Here is a 15,826-nt window from a genome sequence, read left to right on the forward strand (position 1 = left end):
AGCCGGTAACAGGTCGGTTATTCCACCACGCTCAACCAGCCGGGCAGGGGCTCGCGGGCGGCCAGCCAGGCCGGTGGGATGCCGCCGAGGCCCGTGTACGCGGCCACGATGCCCCCGGCGATGGCACAGGTGGTGTCGACGTCGCCGCCCGCGCGCACGCAGGCCGCGATCGCGCCCGGATAGTCGTCGAGGAACCGGTCGGCCACCCAGACCGCGAACGGCACGGTGTCGCGCGCCATCGCCCGGGTGCCGTTTCCCAGTTCGTACGAGGCCTCGCCGGGTTCGGAGAAGCGGGCCGCGGCCACCAGGCCGTCGCGCACGTGGCCGTCCGGGGTGTGCGCGGCCACCGCGCCCAGCAACGCCGGTCGCTGCCCGTCGAGCCGGCCCGCCGCCGCCACGGCCGCGGCCACCGTCACCGCCACTCCCCCGGCGATGCCCTCGGCGTGCGCGTGGGTGACCTCGGCCGCGCGCGCACCCTGAGCCGCGGCGTGGGCCAGCGAGTCGGCGTGCCAGGCGCCGAGCGGGGCCGCGCGCATGGCGGCGCCGTTGCCGGCCGAGCCCTCCCCGTCGAAGGCGGCCGCGGCGGCGATCGGCCACGGCAGCCCCTCGCGGATCTCGCGCAGCATCACGACGGCGCCCGGGCCGTAGCCGCGGTAGGGGTCGTGGTGGCGGCCCAGCAGGTCGGCGAAGGCGTCGCGGTCGAAGTCACCCTCCGCTAACACGGCGACGAGGCAGCAGGCCTCCTCGGTGTCGTCGGTCCACGGCCAGGGCGCGGGCGGCGGGTCGGCGAGATCAACCCGCGATACGAAATCTTGGGCGCCCAGCGCGTCTCCGACGCTCAGGCCGGCCAGGCTCTCGAGCGCCAGCGCGAGGCGCGTACTAGGAAAGAGTGTGAACGACATCGGCTCAACAGATGGTATTCCCCGTCCGACCACCCCGGCCACCACCCCTAAAACGGCCTAAAGGCAATTACACTCAGTGATCGAAGGGTGTCCCTCCATCACCGGTTAGGCCCTGGCTGCCGAGGGCAGTACCTTCTTCGCATGGCCACGGTGTTGCTCGTCGAAGACGATCACGTCGTGCGCGGCGCCATGCTCCGATCGCTCGCCGACCGGGGGCATGCCGTGCACGCCGTCGGCACGGCGCTCGACGCGCTCCGGCGGGTCGCCGCCGAGACGCCCGATCTCGTCGTGCTCGACCTCGGTCTGCCCGACCTGGACGGTTCCGACGCGCTGCGCATGCTCCGGGGCATCACGGACGTGCCGATCATCATCGCCACCGCGCGGGACGACGAGCAGACCGTGGTGCGGCTTCTCCGGGCCGGCGCCGACGACTACATGGTCAAGCCGTTCACCGGCGCCCACCTCGACGCCCGCATCGCCACCGTGCTGCGGCGCGTGGGCCGGGCCAGCCGCACCGCCCAGCCGGCCGTGCACGAGGTGGGCGAGCTACGGGTCGACGTGGGCGAGCGCAGCGCCACCCTGGCCGACCAGGCCCTGGCGCTGACCCGCAAGGAGTTCGACCTGCTGGCATACCTGGCCGCCCGCCCGGGCCGGGTCGTTTCGCGACGGGAGCTGTTGGAGGAGGTATGGCGACAGCCATCGGTCGGCGAGGATCAGACGATCGACGTTCATCTGTACTGGCTGCGTCGGAAACTGGGCGAGTCCGCGGCGAAGCCTCGCTACCTGCGCACCGTGCGGGGGGTCGGATTCCGGTTGGTGGCGCCGGACTGAGGGCCCGTCTGGCCTGGATCACCGCCGCGACCACCGCCGTCGCCGCCCTCGCCTTCCTCATCCCCCTCGGCTGGGAACTGCGCAACGACCATCGCGACCAGGCCATCGGCGCCGCCGAACGGCAGAGCGCCAAGGTGGTCGGCGCGATCTCGGCCGGCGCCGGCGCCAAGGGACTCGCCGCCGCCATGGCCGGTTCCGGCGGCCGGGTCAAGGTCTACGCGCCCGGCCAGACGGCCGGGGGTCGCGCCGCCGGCGACGAGGTTCAGCACGCCGCGACCAGCGGTTCGACCGTGACCCAGGAGGTCGACGGCGGTCTCGTGCGGCTCGAACCGGTGACGGTCGGCGCCCGTACGTCCGTGGTCGAGGTCTTCGTGCCCGACAGCGAGCTCAGCGAGGGCACCGCGAACGACTGGTGGCTGCTCTTCGGCATCGCGCTGGTGCTGGTCGCCGGCAGCGTCGTCGTGGTCGACCGGCTGGCCCGCGGCGCCGTCAACTCGGCCCGCAACCTGGTGCACGCGGCGATGGCGGTCGGCGGCGGCGACCTGGGCGTGCGCATCCAGCCCTCGGGCCCGCGCGAGCTGGCCGAGGCCGGCTACGCGTTCAACCGCATGGCCGACCGGCTGGTCACCTCGCGCACGAGCGAACGCGAGATGGTCGCCGACCTGTCGCACCGCCTGCGCACCCCGCTGACCGCGCTGCGCCTGGACGCCGAGGCGCTCGACCCGGACGACACCCAGATCATCGATCTGAGCGCCGACGAGATCGACCGGCGGCGTGGCATCCGGCGCATCCGGCAGGCCATCGTGACGCTCGAGGGCGAGGTCAACGAGCTGATCAACACGACCCGCCAGGCGATCGGGGCCCAGGTGGCGGCCGCGCCGGAGCCCGGTGTCTGTGACGCCAGCGAGGTGGTCCGCGAGCGGATGATGTTCTGGTCGGCGCTGGCCGGCGACCAGAACCGCAGCTACCGGGTGGCCGGGGCAAGTGTTCGCATTCCCGTACCCGTTGCGAGGGCCGAACTGGCTGCCGCGCTCGATGCCATTCTGGGTAATGTGTTCCGCTACACCCCCCAGGGAACGGCGTTCGAGGTGGGCATTTCGCGGCGTGACGGATGGGTTGCGGTGCGTGTCGACGACGCCGGTCCCGGCATCGGAGATCCGGAGAAGGCAATGCAGCGTGGCCAGAGCAACCAGGGCTCGACCGGGCTCGGGCTCGACATCGCCCGGCGCGCGGCCCAGTCCGCGGGCGGCTCGGTCAGCCTCGACCGCGCGGCCCTGGGCGGCGCGAGCGTGGTCATGCTGTTCTCCGACGCCGAGGCGACGCCCAAGCAGGCGAGCCGTTTCGGCCTGGTCGGTCGCCTGGCCCGGGAGCGTGGCAGCCGACCCACCCGTTCCGAGTGAAGCGGACCATGTTCTTGCTTAGATCTGTATTAAAGGCGTTCCGCTCCCGGAGCCGGGCTGGCAGTGTTCCCCCCGATCCCATCCGGCTTCCCGGTTCGACGCCCGCACCTCGGAACCGGCGAAGCTCCCGCGCGGTGAGAGGTGGCTCCCCCATAACCACCTCCCACCGCGCCCCCGCAAGGCAGTTCCCGGCAACGCTAGGAGAGGGTTTGTCCACGCACCGCCGCACACCGGCCCCGCGTGGTCACCGCCGGGCCGTATCCCGGCGGCCGCACCGGCTGGTTCCGGTGGGCCTCGGGCTGGCGCTGCTCGGCGTCGGCGGGGTCGTCGGCCCGAGCGTGGTCGACAACGTCGCCGGCAGCAACGCGTCGCGCAACTTCGCCCTCACCGCCCTGCCCGCCGACAAGCCCGACCAGGGACTGGTCTACGACGGGCTCAAGCCGGCCAAGGCGGGCTCGCTCTGCGCGGGTTCCTACGAACTCGACAAGATCACCTGCACCCACGGCCCCGACGAGGCGCCGGCCGGTCTCAAGGTGCGCCGCGCCGTCACCCCGGTGACCGCGAAGGCGCCCGAGCCGAAGCAGCCGGCCCGCGAGTCCGCGGCCGCGACGCCGTCCGACGCCGAGATCGCCCGCGACGAGGGCGGCAGCGCGCTCACCGCCGACGCCCCGGCGCTGGTGCCCGACGCCGCGCCCGGCGACGCCGACTTCATCATGGGCGCCCACGACGTGGCCTGCGAGGGCGACGGGCGCAGCGGCAAGCGCGTCCAGGTGCTCTACCTGCACGAGTACGGCACGCCCAGCCGCTACACCGACTTCCTGGGATCGATCCGTACGTGGTCGACCGGCGTCGACCAGATCTTCGACGAGAGCGCGGCCGAGACCGGCGGCTCGCGGCACGTGCGCTTCGTGACCACGCCGCAGTGCCGGGTCGACGTCTCCGAGGTGCAGATGCCGACGGGCGCGCTCGGGTCCTTCACCCGCAACATCGACGCGCTGCAGAAGCTCGGCTACAACCGCACCGACCGCAAATACCTGATCTTCGCCGACTCCACCGTCTATTGCGGCATCGCGACCTACATCGCCGACCGCCGCCCCGGGCTGGGCAACCGCAACAACGGCGGCCCCTCCTACGGCCGGGTCGACTCGGGCTGCTGGAGCGCGGCGATGGCGGCGCACGAGCTGACCCACACGCTCGGCGCGACGCTGATCGACTCGCCCAACTCCAGCGGCGCCGGCGGCTGCCTCGACGACTTCGACCTGCTCTGCGGCCCCGACCGCTCGGGCAAGGCGGTGCGCAAGGTCTGCCCCCGCAAGCAGGAGGCGCGGCTCGACTGCGGCAAGGACGACTATTTCAACACCAACCCGAAGCCGGGCAGCTATCTCGACAAGAACTGGAACATCGCGCGCAGCGAGTTCCTGCTGCGCAGCGACGGCGGCGATGACATTCCCGACGCCGAGGGCGCGCCGCAGCCGGCCGAGTCGCCCAGCGCCGACCCGGCCGAGCCCACCCCGAGCGCGAGCGTCGAGCCGACCCCGACCGTGACCAACCCCGGTGAGGCCGACGGCGGCGGCGATGCCCCGCCGTCGCCCGAGGTCACGCCGTCCGAGTCAGCGACCGCGGGCGAGCCGGGTGCGGCCGAGCCGACCGCGCCCGCCGAGGACGGGGGCGACGGCGTGCCGTCGCTGCCGGTCGCGGCCACCACCCCGGTTCCGACCGAGCCGGCCAACGGCGTGCAGGCCGACCCCGTGCAGGCCGTCGTCGAGGTGCGCGACGGCACCAGCAGTTCGGTGCGGCTCACCTGGAGCGCAGCCTCGGCCAAGGCGACCTACCAGGTCTGGGTCGACGGTCAGCCGGTCGCCACCACGCAGGCCACCCGGGCCCGGCTGATCGGCCTCAAGCCCGCCACGAAGTACCAGGTGACGGTGAAGTCCGGCCCGCAGTACACGGCCCGCAACACGGCCGAGACGGCGCCCGCGGCCCGCCCGGCGCAGAACTCCTGGTTCACGCTGACGAACGCGCTCACCGGCAGCGCGGCCAATCTCTATGCGGCCCGCACGGTGAACGGCACGCCGATCACCCTGAGCGGCACCGACGGCGACGCCCAGCAGCAGTGGCAGCTCGTGCCGGCCGACGGAAACAGCTACAAACTGGTCTCGCGGGCCTCCGGCAAGTGTGTGGGCCCGCTCGGCGGCAACGCGGCCACGGGCGTCCCGCTGGTGCAGGCCGACTGCAACGGCGACGCTTCGAAGTGGACGTTGCAGTTCTCACCGTACGGCTTCACCCTGCGCACCACGGACGGCGGCCTCGTGGCCGGCGTCGGCGACCAGCGGTTCGGCGCCCACCGGGTGCTCGTTCTGCAGGCCGGCAACGACCAGCGCTATCAGAGCTGGACGGCGGTACCCGACTAGACGGGAGGCAAGGCTGTGCGCGACACCCTGGAACGGCGGTTGACCGAGCCCGAGGAAGGCCCGGCCAGGTTCAACAAGCGGCGGCTGGTGCGCTGGATCGCGGTGCTGACCATCGGCATCGTCGTGGTCCTGGCGATCTGGCAGGAACCGCTCTACGCGCTGCGTTAGGCGTCGGCGGGCGCCTTTGTCAGGCGCCCGCTGTGGGGCGCACGGCCAGGCGCCCGCTGTGGGGCGCTCGCTCAGGCGCCCGCTGTGGCCGCTCGCCCAGGCCGCCCGCTTTGGGCCGCTTGCTCAGGCGCCGGCCGTGTACGCGTCGATCTCGGCGAGCAGGGCGGTCTTGCCGGCCGTGGGCAGGAAGCTCTGCTCGACCGCGGCCCGGGCCAGACCGGCGACGCCCCGTGCGTCGAGGTCGAGCAGCCGCGCCGCGACCGCGTACTCCTCCTCGAGCGTGGTGCCGAACATCGGCGGGTCGTCCGAGTTGATGCTGACCGGCACGCCCGCCGCGACCAGCCGGGCCAGCGGGTGCTCCTCGATCGCGGCGACCGCGCGGGTGCGCACGTTCGAGGTCGGGCAGACCTCGAGCGGGATCCGGTGCTCGGCCAGATAGGCCATCAGCTCCGGGTCCTGGGCGGCCGAGATGCCGTGCCCGATCCGCTCGGCGCCGAGGTCGCGGATTGCGTCCCAGATGGTCTGCGGCCCGGTGGTCTCGCCGGCGTGCGGCGCGCTGCGCAGCCCGGCCGCGCGGGCCTGGTCGAAGTACGGCTTGAACTGCGGCCGGGGCACGCCGATCTCGGGGCCACCCAGGCCGAAACTGATCAGGCCTTCGGGCCGCTCCTCGAGCGCGACGCGCAGCGTCTCCTCGGCCGCGGGCAGACCGGCCTCACCCGGAATGTCGAAGCACCAGCGCAGCTCGATGCCGAACTCCGTGGCGGCCGAGCGGCGGGCGTCCTCGATGGCCTCGCAGAACGCCTTGGCCGGGATCCCGCGCTTGACGCTGGAGTACGGCGTGATCGTCAGTTCGGCGTACCGGACCTGCTGGCGGGCCAACTCGCGGGCGACCTCGAAGGTCAGCACGCGCACGTCCTCGTCGTCGCGGATCAGGTCGACGACGGTCAGATAGACGTCGACGAAGTGGGCGAAGTCGCGGAACGCGAAGTAGTCGGCGAGCGCGGCCGGGTCGGCCGGCACCGGGGAGGCGCCCTCGTGCCGGGCGGCCAGCTCGGCCACGATGCGCGGCGAGGCCGAGCCCACGTGGTGCACGTGCAGCTCGGCCTTCGGCAGTCCGGCGATGAACGAGGTCAGCTCGGTCACCTCAGGTCCCTTCTCAGCGGGCGGTCCGCGCCACCACGAAGATGCGGCGGAACGGGAACGCGACGTACGCGCCGGTCGCCGGGTAGGCGCCGGACAGCTCCCGCGCGAGGTCGGCGCGGAAGGACTGCCAAGCATTCTCGTCCAGCGCGGCCTTGACGGGCCGCAACGCCGTGCCTTCCATCCACCGCAGCACGGGGTGATCGGCACCCGCGACCGCATGATCGGCGCTCTCGACCGGGTGATCGGCGCTCTCGGCCGCGTGATCGGCGCTCTCGGCCGCGTGATCGGCGCTCTCGGCCGCGTGATCGGCGCCCGCGGCCGGCAGCAGATGCAGGTACGTGGTCTCCCAAGCGTCGACCTCGGCCCCGGCCGCGGTGAGCAGGGCCGCGTAACCAGCCGGATCGTCGACGGGCGCCTCGCGCAGCACGTCGCTCGCGCCGTAACGCTTGCCGACCTCGCGCAGCAGCACGTGTGAGGGCGCCCCGAAGTTGCCCGGCACCTGCATGGCGATCCACGCGCCGGCCGGAAGGTCGCGGGCCCAGCGGGTCAGCAGGTCGCGGTGTTCCGGAACCCACTGCAGGGTCGCATTGGTGACGAGCACGTCGGTGTCGGGCCCGGGCTGCCACTCGCGGACGTCGCCGACCCGGAACTCGGCCGGTCCGCCGTGCGCGACCGCCTTCTCGATCATCTCGGGCGACGAGTCGACGCCGGTCAGGTGAGCGCCGGGCCAGCGCTCGGCCAGCGTGAGGGTGAGCTCGCCGGGGCCGCAGCCCAGGTCGGTGACGGCCCGCGGCTTCTCGGCGCCGACCCGGTTGACCAGGTCGAAGAACGGACGCTGACGTTCGGCGCCGAAACGGCGGTACACGGCCGGATCCCACATGATCGTTCCTCCCAAACCGTACGTACGTCTTGCAAGAAAGATAGCAGTAGCACTTTGCCGGCTCCATCGCACTTCGCCGCCGCGACTCACCACCGCATTGCACCACCGCATCGCACCGCCGCGCTTCTCCACCGCCGCGAGCGGGCCGCGCCGGACGAGTAGGGTCTGCTTCCGTGGAGAATCGCAAATTCGGCAGGATGGGCCGCTCGGTCGGCGTGGTGGGACTGGGTGCCTGGCAGCTCGGCGCCGACTGGGGCGACGTGAGCGAGGCCGACGCGCACGCGACCCTGCAGGCCGCGGTCGAGGGTGGCGTCACGTTCATCGACACCGCCGACGTCTATGGCGACGGCCGCAGCGAGCAGATCGTCGGGTCGTTCATCAAGGGCCGCCCCGAGCTGACCGTGGCCACCAAGATGGGCCGCCGCATGGCGCAGGAGCCCGGCAACTACACGCTCGACAACTTCCGCGCGTGGACCGACCGGTCCCGGGCCAACCTGGGCGTCGACACGCTCGACCTGGTGCAGCTGCACTGCCCGCCGACCCCGGTCTTCTCCTCCGACGCGGTCTACGACGCGCTCGACACGCTCGTCGAGGAGAAGCGCATCCGCGCGTACGGCGTCAGCGTCGAGAAGGTCGAGGAGGCGCTGGCCGCCATCGCCCGCCCGGGCACCGCCAGCGTGCAAATCATCCTCAACGCGTTCCGGCTCAAGCCGCTGGAGCGGGTGCTGCCGGCTGCCGCCGAGGCCGGCGTGGGCATCATCGCGCGGGTGCCCCTGGCCAGCGGCCTGCTTTCCGGCCGCTACGACGAGCACACCACGTTCGCCGCCGACGACCACCGCAACTACAACCGGCACGGCGAGGCCTTCGACGTCGGCGAGACGTTCTCGGGCGTCGACTTCGCGACCGGGCTCGAGGCCGTCCGGCGTCTGCGTCCGCTGGTCCCCGAGGGCTGGACGATGGCCCAGTTCGCGCTGCGCTGGGTGCTCGACCAGGCCGGCCTCACGGTCGTCATCCCCGGTGCCCGCAACCCGGAGCAGGCCACCCGCAACGCCGCCGTGGCCGGCCTTCCGCCGCTCACCGAGGAGGCCGCGGCCGGGGTCCGCGAGGTCTACGACGAACTGATCCGCCCGCAGGTGCATGACAAATGGTGAACGAACCGGCACCCGCCCCTAAAAGGCTCAAGGGCTGGCTCTCCATGGCGGTTGGGGTATTGGCCGTGGTGGTCGGTGCTCTGTGGACTCTGCAGGGTTTCGACATTCTCACCGACAGCCGGATGAGCGGGGTCGGGATCTGGTCGGTCATCGGTCCGGTCGTGGTAATCGCGGGACTGATTTTGATCATTCTTGGGGAACGCGCGAGAGCCCGTTTCAAGCGGTCGGAAGTGCTGGCCGTGGCACCGTTGCATGATGCACCGCCGCACGCCGACGGTACTGTCCAGGATCAATGACTGATCACGCCCACCAGAGGCAATGACAAAACCCCCGCACCCTCGATGAGGATGCGGGGGTTTCTGCGCTAGAGCCGATCTCCGCCAGGCGATCGGCGGCCGGCCTCAGGCCGGCGTGGTGGGACTCAGAGCGGGCGAACCTGCTCCGCCTGCGGGCCCTTCTGGCCCTGGGCGATCTCGAACTCGACCCGCTGGTTCTCTTCCAGAGTGCGGTAGCCGCTCGTCTGGATGGCCGAGAAGTGGACGAACACGTCAGCACCCCCGCCGTCGACGGTGATGAAGCCGAAGCCCTTGTCTGCGTTGAACCACTTCACGGTTCCTTGCGCCATGCTGAACTCTCCTTCTGAAAATGCCGGCCCCGTGATGCCCCGGGCCGATGACCGTTTTCGAGCAGCGGCGCCGTGAGGCGGCCTTTCAGAGGACGTCCCATCCACTCGACCTCGAGGCCCCGGCTGGTGACCGGCTTCCCTTGATCAGGCGGAAGCAGCGAACCACGTACGCAAAAACTGGGCACACTGTACCCGAAAAACGGGTCACAAAGCTGCCCCTCGGGAGAATCGAATAAACCGCGGCAGATATGGAAAAGGCCCCCCACTTCGCTCTCGCGATGTGGGAGACCAGTGACTGTTAACCTAACTTCACGAAGGCCATTGACCAGTCATTTTCCGAACTCCGACGGCGCCGCCCCGATCGACGGCCGCCTTCACGAGAGCGAAGATAGCGCCTTGCAGGGCGGCCGCAGCGAGAATCTCGCCCCAGCCCCGATCCTCGTCGGTCGCGTTCGGGGCGTCGTCATCACCGGCCGTCAGCTTCCAGACCTCCTTGAAGACGAGGCCGGCAACCGCACCGGCGCCGATGCCGAGCAGCAACCCGACAGGCTTGTAGGCCAGCTTCGAAACCTTGCCGCTCACCGGCGCCTCCCACGAACGATCAGAATGATGCCCACGACTGCGAGCGCTCCGGCAAAGACGAGGGAAATCGGAACCGGACTGTTCCGTATCTGTTCTCTCGCCTGGACGGTGAGGTCACGGGAACCGTTCTGATTGACCTTCTCGGCGGTCTGATCGGCCACCTCGTGAACCTTTCCGGAGACCACTCCAGCGGCGGCCGCGGCCGCACCGCGTACGCGCTCGGTGGCCTCCGCGGCCTGCGCCTTGACCTTCAGCTTGGTCTGCTCGACCTGCTCCTTGGCCCGGGCCTTGACGTCGGCCTTGGCGGCGAGCGCCTGCACGGTCTCGCCGAGCTCCGCCCGGTCCTGCCGGGTCCGGGCGCGCAGCTCCTCGATCGTCGGCTTGGGGGCCGGCGATCCGTTCTTCTCGCTCATCCGCGACTCCGCTCGCTGCTGACCGCGTGCTTGACCTCGTCGACGTCGGCCTTGACGCTCTCGATCGCGGCCGTGGGCTGAGGGGGAACGGCCTTGGTGACCTGGCTCTTGCCGATCAGGGCGAGGATGCCGGCGACCACAAAGAGCGCAGCCGTGATGATCAGCGCCGCCAGCCACAGCGGCAGGAACAGGTTGAACACGATGATGAGGGTGGCTATGAGTGCGCCCACCCCGTACAAGGCCAGCACACCGCTGGTGCCGAAGAGGCCGATGCCGATGCCGGCATGCTTACCCTTCTCGGCCAGCTCGGCCTTGGCCAATGCAATCTCGTCACGAACGAGCCGGCTGACTTGCTCACTCGCGCGTTGAACCAACTCGGCGGTGGACTGATCGGTGGCGCCCGTACCGGCGCGGCCGTTCAGAACATCGGCCATGGTGACCTCCCTTCCGTACCTCGGTGTATGCCCTGATCACCAGAGAGTCAATCCTCCTGCGGGAAACCCGCCACAACAGGTCACGCTCCCGGGCTCAAGACCGCGGCAAACCCGGCAGATCAGCCACAGGTCACGCTCCCGGGCTCAAGACCGCGGCAAACCCGGCAGATCAGCCACAGGTCACGCTCCCGGGCTCAAGACCGCGGCAAACCCGGCAGATCAGCTGCTAGCTGGGGTCACCGGTTTGCGGGCACCGGCACCGGCTCCTCCGGCCCGCCGAACGTCACGGCGCGCTCGTCGGCGTCCGCACCACCCGAGAACACCCGGGCGTCGTCGTCCGAGTCGCCCCGGGGCGCCGGGCGCAGGGTCTCGGCCACCGGCCTGGTCACGTTGGCCATGTCGGCCCGGTAGCGCGGCAGCGCCGTGCGCTGGTTCTCCCAGATGAACGTCACCAGGCGCTCGCGGACCAGGCAGCGCAGATCCCACAGCGACGGGGCGTCGTTCGCGCTGACCAGCGCTCGCAGCCGCACCATGCCGCCGACCGCCTCGGTCACCTGCAGCACACAGACCCGGCCGTCCCACAACTGCGAGCCCTCGCAGGTGGCGCGCAGCTCCTCGCGCAGCGGCTCGATCGCGGTCGACCAGTCGACGTCCACCTCGGCGGTGCCGAGCACGGCCGAGGACGAGCGGGTCCAGTTCTGGAACGGCTTGGAGGTGAAGTACGAGGTGGGCAGCAGCAGCCGCCGGTCGTCCCAGATCTGCACGGCCACGTACGTGAGGGTCAGCTCCTCGATGCGGCCCCACTCCCCCTCGACGACCACCACGTCGTCGACCCGGACGGCGTCGCTGAAGGCGAGTTGCAGACCGGCGAAGACGTTGCCGAGCGTGCTCTGGGCGGCCAGCGCCGCGATGACGCTGACGATGCCGGCCGAGGCCAGCACGCTGGCGCCGAGCGCCCGGATGCCGGGGAAGGTCATCAGCACGACGCCGAGGGTGAGCACCACGATCGTGGCCACCGTGATCCGGCGGATCATCACGATCTGGGTCTTGAAGCGGCGGCGGCGCAGGTTGTTCTCGACGTCGGTGCGCCAGTGCGCGAGTGCGGCGTCCTCCAGCACGAGGACGAACGCCGCGACCAGCCAGGCGAACGCGGCGATGAAACAGATCACCAGGGCGTGCAGCACGCCCTCACGGCCCGGGAAGTCGCCCGCCACCGCCCGCAGCGCCTGCTGTATCGCGAACAGGACCATCGTGGCGAGGAACGGCTTGTGGGCCGTGCGGGCCAGGTCGGCGGCGAGGTCCGACTTGCGGCCGAGCCGCTTGGTAAGCCAGTGCAGGACGCTGACCAGCAGGATCGCCAGCCCTATCGCGGCGACGACAGCGAGCAGGGCCTTCACAGTGCTGGGCACGTGTCTCTCCTTCGCAGGAAGAAAGTGCGGGTACCAGCGACCTAGCTTGCCCAGGTCACCGGCACCCGCAACTTTCCCGCACGAAGTTCAGAGGTTGCTCACACTTTCCGGTACTTGGCCTGTGCGAAGCAGTAGACGCCGAAGCAGGCGATGCCGAGCGCGATCAACGCGAGCAGCCACACGCCCCAGGAGTATCCAGCCAGCGTCTTGAGTGCCGCGTCGAGGCCGCGCGCCTTCTCCGGGTCGTAGTTCACCGCGGCCAGCACGACCAGCACGCCGGCGATGGCGTACGCGGTGCCCTTGGCCATGTAGCCCGCCTTGCCGAGCCGGATGATCGGCTTGCGCGTGGCCTGCGGCATCTCGCCGGTGTTGAGGTGCTTGGCGAACTTCTCTTTCCAGCCGTAGATGGCCATGCCGACGCCGACGCCGATCACCACGAGGCCGACGAAGCCGATCAGCCAGCGGCCACCGGTGTTGTCCATGATCGACGAGGTCTTGCTCTGCGAGTTGTCACCCATCGAGGCGTTCGAACCCTGCAGCACCTTGATGGCGATCCAGGCCAGGTAGAGGTAGAGGATGGCGCGGGCGCCGTTGAGCACGCGCTCGGCCTTGGCGGTGGTGTTCTGCTCGCCGCTCTCGCCGATGGCGGCCTCGAAGGCCTGCCAGAGGGCCATGGCGATCATGCCGACGGCGATGATGACGAGCAGCGTCTTGCCCAGGCCGTTGCCGGCCAGGGTCTGCAGCGCTCCGGACTGGTCGCTCTCCTGCGACGAGCCCTGGAACGCCACCTGGAGGGCGATCCACGCGAAGATCAGGTGGATGATGCCGTATCCGACGAAGCCGCCCCGGGCCAGATACTCGAGCGGCTTGCTGTTGGCGGCCCGCGAAGCGGTGCCTTTGACTTGGGAGGCGGCTGAGGTCATGCCCGGGAAAATGACCCGTCCCGCGTTTTTTCAAACCCGGGACGGGAACGTCGGCGTGTGCTAACCGCTAGTTGCGCGAGACCTGCAGGCCGATCTGGTCCTGGGTCACGCTGTCGAGGGACACCTGCAGCCCGGCGACCTCGATGGCCTGCTGGCCCTTGGTGAGGCTGATCTGCTCGCCGGCGACGTCGAGGGTCACGGTGTTGGCGTCGGCGCTGACGAACTTCGCCTCCACACCCAGGAAGCTGGCGCTGGCGTTGGTTTCCCGGTCGATCGTCACGGTGCACTGGTCGAGGCCGCAGTTGACGTTGTCACTGCTGCAGCCGGCGAGAAGCGCGCCCGTCAGGGCGGCCGAGGCGAGGGCGATGGCGAGGCGGGTGGGTTTCAACACCCTTCCAGCGTACGGGGGTGATGCGAGCCCTAAGCTGGGACGATGAGCGACGTCGATGTGCGCGACAACCCCTCGCAGAACCGCTTCGAGCTGACCGTCGACGGGGAACTGGGCGGCATGGCCGTCTACCGGATCCGCGACGGCGTCGTCGTCGTGACCCACAGCGAGATCGACCGGCGGTTCCGCGGCCAAGGCCTGGCCAACGTGCTGGCCCAGCGCACGCTCGACGAGCTGCGAGCCCGAGGCGCCAAGGTCTACCCGGCATGCCCGTTCTTCGCCAAATACGTCGCCGAGCACCCGGAGTACGACGACATCATCGAGGACTAGTTCACGCTCGCGCGCAGGGTGGTTCTCACACTCACGCACGGGGTGGTGCCCGTCTTCGCGCGTGACTAGCTCACGGGATATGGCTGGAGGCCGGTTGCCGACGGTCGAGCCCCCGCTGTGACCGCCGGCAACCGGAGTTGGTGAGCCGCGCCCTCTCAGGCCGCGAGCGGCTGCGGGGCCGGCGCCGGCACCCGCGTGCCCGCGATGAGTTCGGCCGCGGCCAGACCACAGGCCCGGGTCGCGCCGAACGTCGCGATGTGCACCGAGCCCAGCACCGTCTCGGGCAGGCCCATCTCGACCACGATCGCGTCGGGCCGCTGAGCCAGCACGGCGGCCAGCGTGTCGGCCAGCCAGGCGTGGCGGTGCACGTCGCGCACCACGAGCACCAGCGGGCGCCCGGCGGCGCCGTCGAGCACGGTCGCGGCCGGGTCGGCGCCCAGCTCGTCCTCGGTCAGGCGCACCGAGGTGGTTCCGGGCAGCAGCTCGTCGAGCGGCGCGCCGACACCCCAGGGCGTCTCGGCGCCGATCGCGATGTTGCGCGGCGGGGCGAACTCGACCACGTGCGGCGCCTCGCTCACCGGCAGCGCCGCGTCGGCCGACGAGGTGACCCGGACGGCGCGGCGGGCGGCCGCGAACCCGACCGTGTTGGTGTGGCTGAGCACGGCCACCTCGGGCGTCGCGTCGGCGATCGCGCGGGAGCCGGTGGCGGTCTGGGTCGCGGTGGCCCACCGGCCCAGGCGGCGGACCCGGGCCGCGGCGGAACGCAGCCGCTCCTCGGGGAGCTCACCCGAGCGGACGGCGGCCACGATGGCGTCGCGCAGCAGCACGGCCGTCTGCTCGTCGGCGTGGTCGCCGCCCACGCAGATCGCGTCGACCCCGGCCGCGAGCGCCTTGACGGTCGCACCGGCCAGCCCGTACCTCCGGCGTACGGCCTGCATCTCGATGCCGTCGGTGACGATCAGCCCGTCGAAGCCGAGCTCCTCGCGCAGCAGACCGGTCATGATCTTGTGGCTGAGGGTGGCCGGGAGTTCGGTGTCGTAGGCCGGGACGAGCAGATGCCCGGTCATGACCACCTGGACACCGGCCTCGATCGCGGCCCGGAACGGCACGAGCTCACACTCGGCCAGCTGGGCCCGGTCGCGGTCGATCAGCGGGACGTCGTGGTGCGAGTCGACGCTGGTGTCACCGTGACCCGGGAAGTGCTTGGCACACGCGGCGACGCCCGCCGCCTGAAGACCACGGATGAACGCGGCCGAGTGACGGGCGACCAGGTGCGGCTCGGCCCCGAACGCCCGTACGCCGATAACGGGGTTGTCCGCATTGCTGTTGACGTCCGCGTCGGGTGCGTAGTCGAGCGTGATGCCGGCGTTGGCCAGGTCGGCCCCCAGATCGCGGGCGACCTCCTCGGTCAGCAGCACGTCGTCGATCGCGCCCAGGGCCAGGTTGCCGGGCCGGGAGCTGCCGTGCCGCGACTCGAACCGGGTGACGTCACCGGCTTCCTCGTCGATCGCCACCAGCACGTCCGGACGCTCGGCCCGCAGTTGCGCGGTCAGCGCCGCGACCTGGGCCGGCGACTCGACGTTGCGGGCGAACAGCGCGACGCCGCCCAGTCCTTCGCCGAGCCACCGCCGGACCCAGTCGGGCGCGGTGGTGCCGACGAATCCCGGCTGAAGCACCGACGCGGCCAGTTCCGGCAATTCGCCTTGGTTCGGCATAGGCCCCCGTACCTCCGGTGACGTTTAGCGCGCTCGAGGGAGCGCACCCCCCGTTGTGCGGACCAATGGTCACACCCCGAGCCTGTTTCAGTCAACAAACCTTTCTATTAGCTTTGAGTGA

General features: G+C 70.9%; 18 protein-coding genes. 7 read left to right on the top strand and 11 right to left on the bottom strand.

The window, feature by feature from the left end; all coding sequences use genetic code 11:
- Nucleotides 1–17 precede the first annotated feature (17 nt).
- Nucleotides 18–902: an ADP-ribosylglycohydrolase family protein gene (locus JIG36_RS43225; RefSeq protein WP_203382695.1), complete on the bottom strand. Its 885-nt coding sequence runs from the start codon at nucleotides 900–902 to the stop codon at nucleotides 18–20.
- A gap of 141 nt (nucleotides 903–1,043) precedes the next feature.
- On the opposite strand from JIG36_RS43225, the gene JIG36_RS43230 reads away from it, so the two are divergent.
- From JIG36_RS43230 to JIG36_RS43245, 4 genes are all read left to right on the top strand, one after another.
- Nucleotides 1,044–1,733 (top strand): response regulator transcription factor, encoded by a 690-nt coding sequence (locus JIG36_RS43230; protein WP_203382696.1) that lies wholly within the window; start codon nucleotides 1,044–1,046, stop codon nucleotides 1,731–1,733.
- 134 nt (nucleotides 1,734–1,867) lie between these two features.
- Nucleotides 1,868–3,133 carry a HAMP domain-containing sensor histidine kinase gene (locus tag JIG36_RS43235; protein WP_307873144.1) on the top strand — a complete coding sequence of 422 codons (1,266 nt, stop codon included), beginning with the start codon at nucleotides 1,868–1,870 and terminating at the stop codon, nucleotides 3,131–3,133.
- Between the two features lie 287 nt (nucleotides 3,134–3,420).
- A complete protein-coding gene (locus JIG36_RS43240) occupies nucleotides 3,421–5,544 on the top strand; it encodes an RICIN domain-containing protein (RefSeq protein ID WP_307873145.1) in 2,124 nt (707 codons plus the stop codon).
- 15 nt (nucleotides 5,545–5,559) lie between these two features.
- Nucleotides 5,560–5,712 (top strand): hypothetical protein, encoded by a 153-nt coding sequence (locus JIG36_RS43245; RefSeq protein WP_203382801.1) that lies wholly within the window; start codon nucleotides 5,560–5,562, stop codon nucleotides 5,710–5,712.
- Between the two features lie 123 nt (nucleotides 5,713–5,835).
- Here JIG36_RS43245 and JIG36_RS43250 read toward each other — a convergent pair whose 3' ends face one another.
- A complete protein-coding gene (locus tag JIG36_RS43250) occupies nucleotides 5,836–6,855 on the bottom strand; it encodes an adenosine deaminase (RefSeq protein WP_203382697.1) in 1,020 nt (339 codons plus the stop codon).
- 13 nt (nucleotides 6,856–6,868) lie between these two features.
- Complete coding sequence (locus tag JIG36_RS43255) at nucleotides 6,869–7,735, bottom strand: methyltransferase domain-containing protein (protein ID WP_203382698.1); 867 nt, start codon at nucleotides 7,733–7,735, stop codon at nucleotides 6,869–6,871.
- 173 nt (nucleotides 7,736–7,908) lie between these two features.
- Here JIG36_RS43255 and JIG36_RS43260 point away from each other — a divergent pair, with 173 nt between their 5' ends.
- Both JIG36_RS43260 and JIG36_RS43265 read left to right on the top strand, forming a co-directional pair.
- Nucleotides 7,909–8,886, top strand: coding sequence for an aldo/keto reductase (locus JIG36_RS43260; protein ID WP_203382699.1), 978 nt, complete (start codon nucleotides 7,909–7,911; stop codon nucleotides 8,884–8,886).
- The gene (locus tag JIG36_RS43265) at nucleotides 8,880–9,182 is read left to right on the top strand and encodes a hypothetical protein (protein WP_236049381.1); all 303 of its coding nucleotides are present in this window, start codon (nucleotides 8,880–8,882) and stop codon (nucleotides 9,180–9,182) included. Before JIG36_RS43260 ends, JIG36_RS43265 begins: the two co-directional genes overlap by 7 nt.
- Before the next feature lie 125 nt (nucleotides 9,183–9,307).
- Here the strand turns inward: JIG36_RS43265 and JIG36_RS43270 are convergent, their stop codons facing one another.
- From JIG36_RS43270 to JIG36_RS43300, 7 genes are all read right to left on the bottom strand, one after another.
- A complete protein-coding gene (locus tag JIG36_RS43270) occupies nucleotides 9,308–9,511 on the bottom strand; it encodes a cold-shock protein (protein ID WP_011905669.1) in 204 nt (67 codons plus the stop codon).
- 309 nt (nucleotides 9,512–9,820) lie between these two features.
- On the bottom strand, nucleotides 9,821–10,093 hold the full coding sequence (locus tag JIG36_RS43275; protein ID WP_184956266.1) for a DUF4235 domain-containing protein: 273 nt from the start codon (nucleotides 10,091–10,093) through the stop codon (nucleotides 9,821–9,823).
- A complete protein-coding gene (locus JIG36_RS43280; RefSeq protein ID WP_203382700.1) occupies nucleotides 10,090–10,506 on the bottom strand; it encodes a DUF3618 domain-containing protein in 417 nt (138 codons plus the stop codon). Before JIG36_RS43280 ends, JIG36_RS43275 begins: the two co-directional genes overlap by 4 nt.
- Nucleotides 10,503–10,940: a phage holin family protein gene (locus JIG36_RS43285; protein ID WP_203382701.1), complete on the bottom strand. Its 438-nt coding sequence runs from the start codon at nucleotides 10,938–10,940 to the stop codon at nucleotides 10,503–10,505. The genes JIG36_RS43280 and JIG36_RS43285 overlap by 4 nt, the downstream gene beginning before the upstream one ends.
- 236 nt (nucleotides 10,941–11,176) lie before the next feature.
- Entirely contained in the window at nucleotides 11,177–12,349 is a 1,173-nt protein-coding gene (locus JIG36_RS43290; RefSeq protein ID WP_307873146.1) for a mechanosensitive ion channel family protein, read from the bottom strand.
- 98 nt (nucleotides 12,350–12,447) lie between these two features.
- On the bottom strand, nucleotides 12,448–13,272 hold the full coding sequence (locus JIG36_RS43295; protein WP_203382702.1) for a DUF1206 domain-containing protein: 825 nt from the start codon (nucleotides 13,270–13,272) through the stop codon (nucleotides 12,448–12,450).
- Between the two features lie 67 nt (nucleotides 13,273–13,339).
- The gene (locus tag JIG36_RS43300; protein WP_203382703.1) at nucleotides 13,340–13,663 is read right to left on the bottom strand and encodes a hypothetical protein; all 324 of its coding nucleotides are present in this window, start codon (nucleotides 13,661–13,663) and stop codon (nucleotides 13,340–13,342) included.
- Between the two features lie 42 nt (nucleotides 13,664–13,705).
- Between JIG36_RS43300 and JIG36_RS43305 the strand changes: the two genes are divergently transcribed.
- On the top strand, nucleotides 13,706–13,990 hold the full coding sequence (locus tag JIG36_RS43305) for a GNAT family N-acetyltransferase (protein WP_203382704.1): 285 nt from the start codon (nucleotides 13,706–13,708) through the stop codon (nucleotides 13,988–13,990).
- Between the two features lie 155 nt (nucleotides 13,991–14,145).
- Here JIG36_RS43305 and JIG36_RS43310 read toward each other — a convergent pair whose 3' ends face one another.
- Nucleotides 14,146–15,705: a glycoside hydrolase family 3 protein gene (locus tag JIG36_RS43310; protein ID WP_203382705.1), complete on the bottom strand. Its 1,560-nt coding sequence runs from the start codon at nucleotides 15,703–15,705 to the stop codon at nucleotides 14,146–14,148.
- Between the last annotated feature and the right edge of the window lie 121 nt (nucleotides 15,706–15,826).

It is taken from the genome of Paractinoplanes ovalisporus, assembly GCF_016834655.1.
Classification (GTDB): domain Bacteria; phylum Actinomycetota; class Actinomycetes; order Mycobacteriales; family Micromonosporaceae; genus Actinoplanes; species Actinoplanes ovalisporus.

What these genes read in the sequence shown, in the direction of transcription:
- JIG36_RS43225 (WP_203382695.1), bottom strand. Translation starts at nt 902, where the DNA reads ATGTCGTTCACACTCTTTCCTAGTACGCGCCTCGCGCTGGCGCTCGAG.
- JIG36_RS43230 (WP_203382696.1), top strand. Translation starts at nt 1,044, where the DNA reads ATGGCCACGGTGTTGCTCGTCGAAGACGATCACGTCGTGCGCGGCGCC.
- JIG36_RS43255 (WP_203382698.1), bottom strand. Translation starts at nt 7,735, where the DNA reads ATGTGGGATCCGGCCGTGTACCGCCGTTTCGGCGCCGAACGTCAGCGT.
- JIG36_RS43265 (WP_236049381.1), top strand. Translation starts at nt 8,880, where the DNA reads ATGGTGAACGAACCGGCACCCGCCCCTAAAAGGCTCAAGGGCTGGCTC.
- JIG36_RS43270 (WP_011905669.1), bottom strand. Translation starts at nt 9,511, where the DNA reads ATGGCGCAAGGAACCGTGAAGTGGTTCAACGCAGACAAGGGCTTCGGC.
- JIG36_RS43280 (WP_203382700.1), bottom strand. Translation starts at nt 10,506, where the DNA reads ATGAGCGAGAAGAACGGATCGCCGGCCCCCAAGCCGACGATCGAGGAG.
- JIG36_RS43285 (WP_203382701.1), bottom strand. Translation starts at nt 10,940, where the DNA reads ATGGCCGATGTTCTGAACGGCCGCGCCGGTACGGGCGCCACCGATCAG.
- JIG36_RS43295 (WP_203382702.1), bottom strand. Translation starts at nt 13,272, where the DNA reads ATGACCTCAGCCGCCTCCCAAGTCAAAGGCACCGCTTCGCGGGCCGCC.
- JIG36_RS43305 (WP_203382704.1), top strand. Translation starts at nt 13,706, where the DNA reads ATGAGCGACGTCGATGTGCGCGACAACCCCTCGCAGAACCGCTTCGAG.
- JIG36_RS43310 (WP_203382705.1), bottom strand. Translation starts at nt 15,705, where the DNA reads ATGCCGAACCAAGGCGAATTGCCGGAACTGGCCGCGTCGGTGCTTCAG.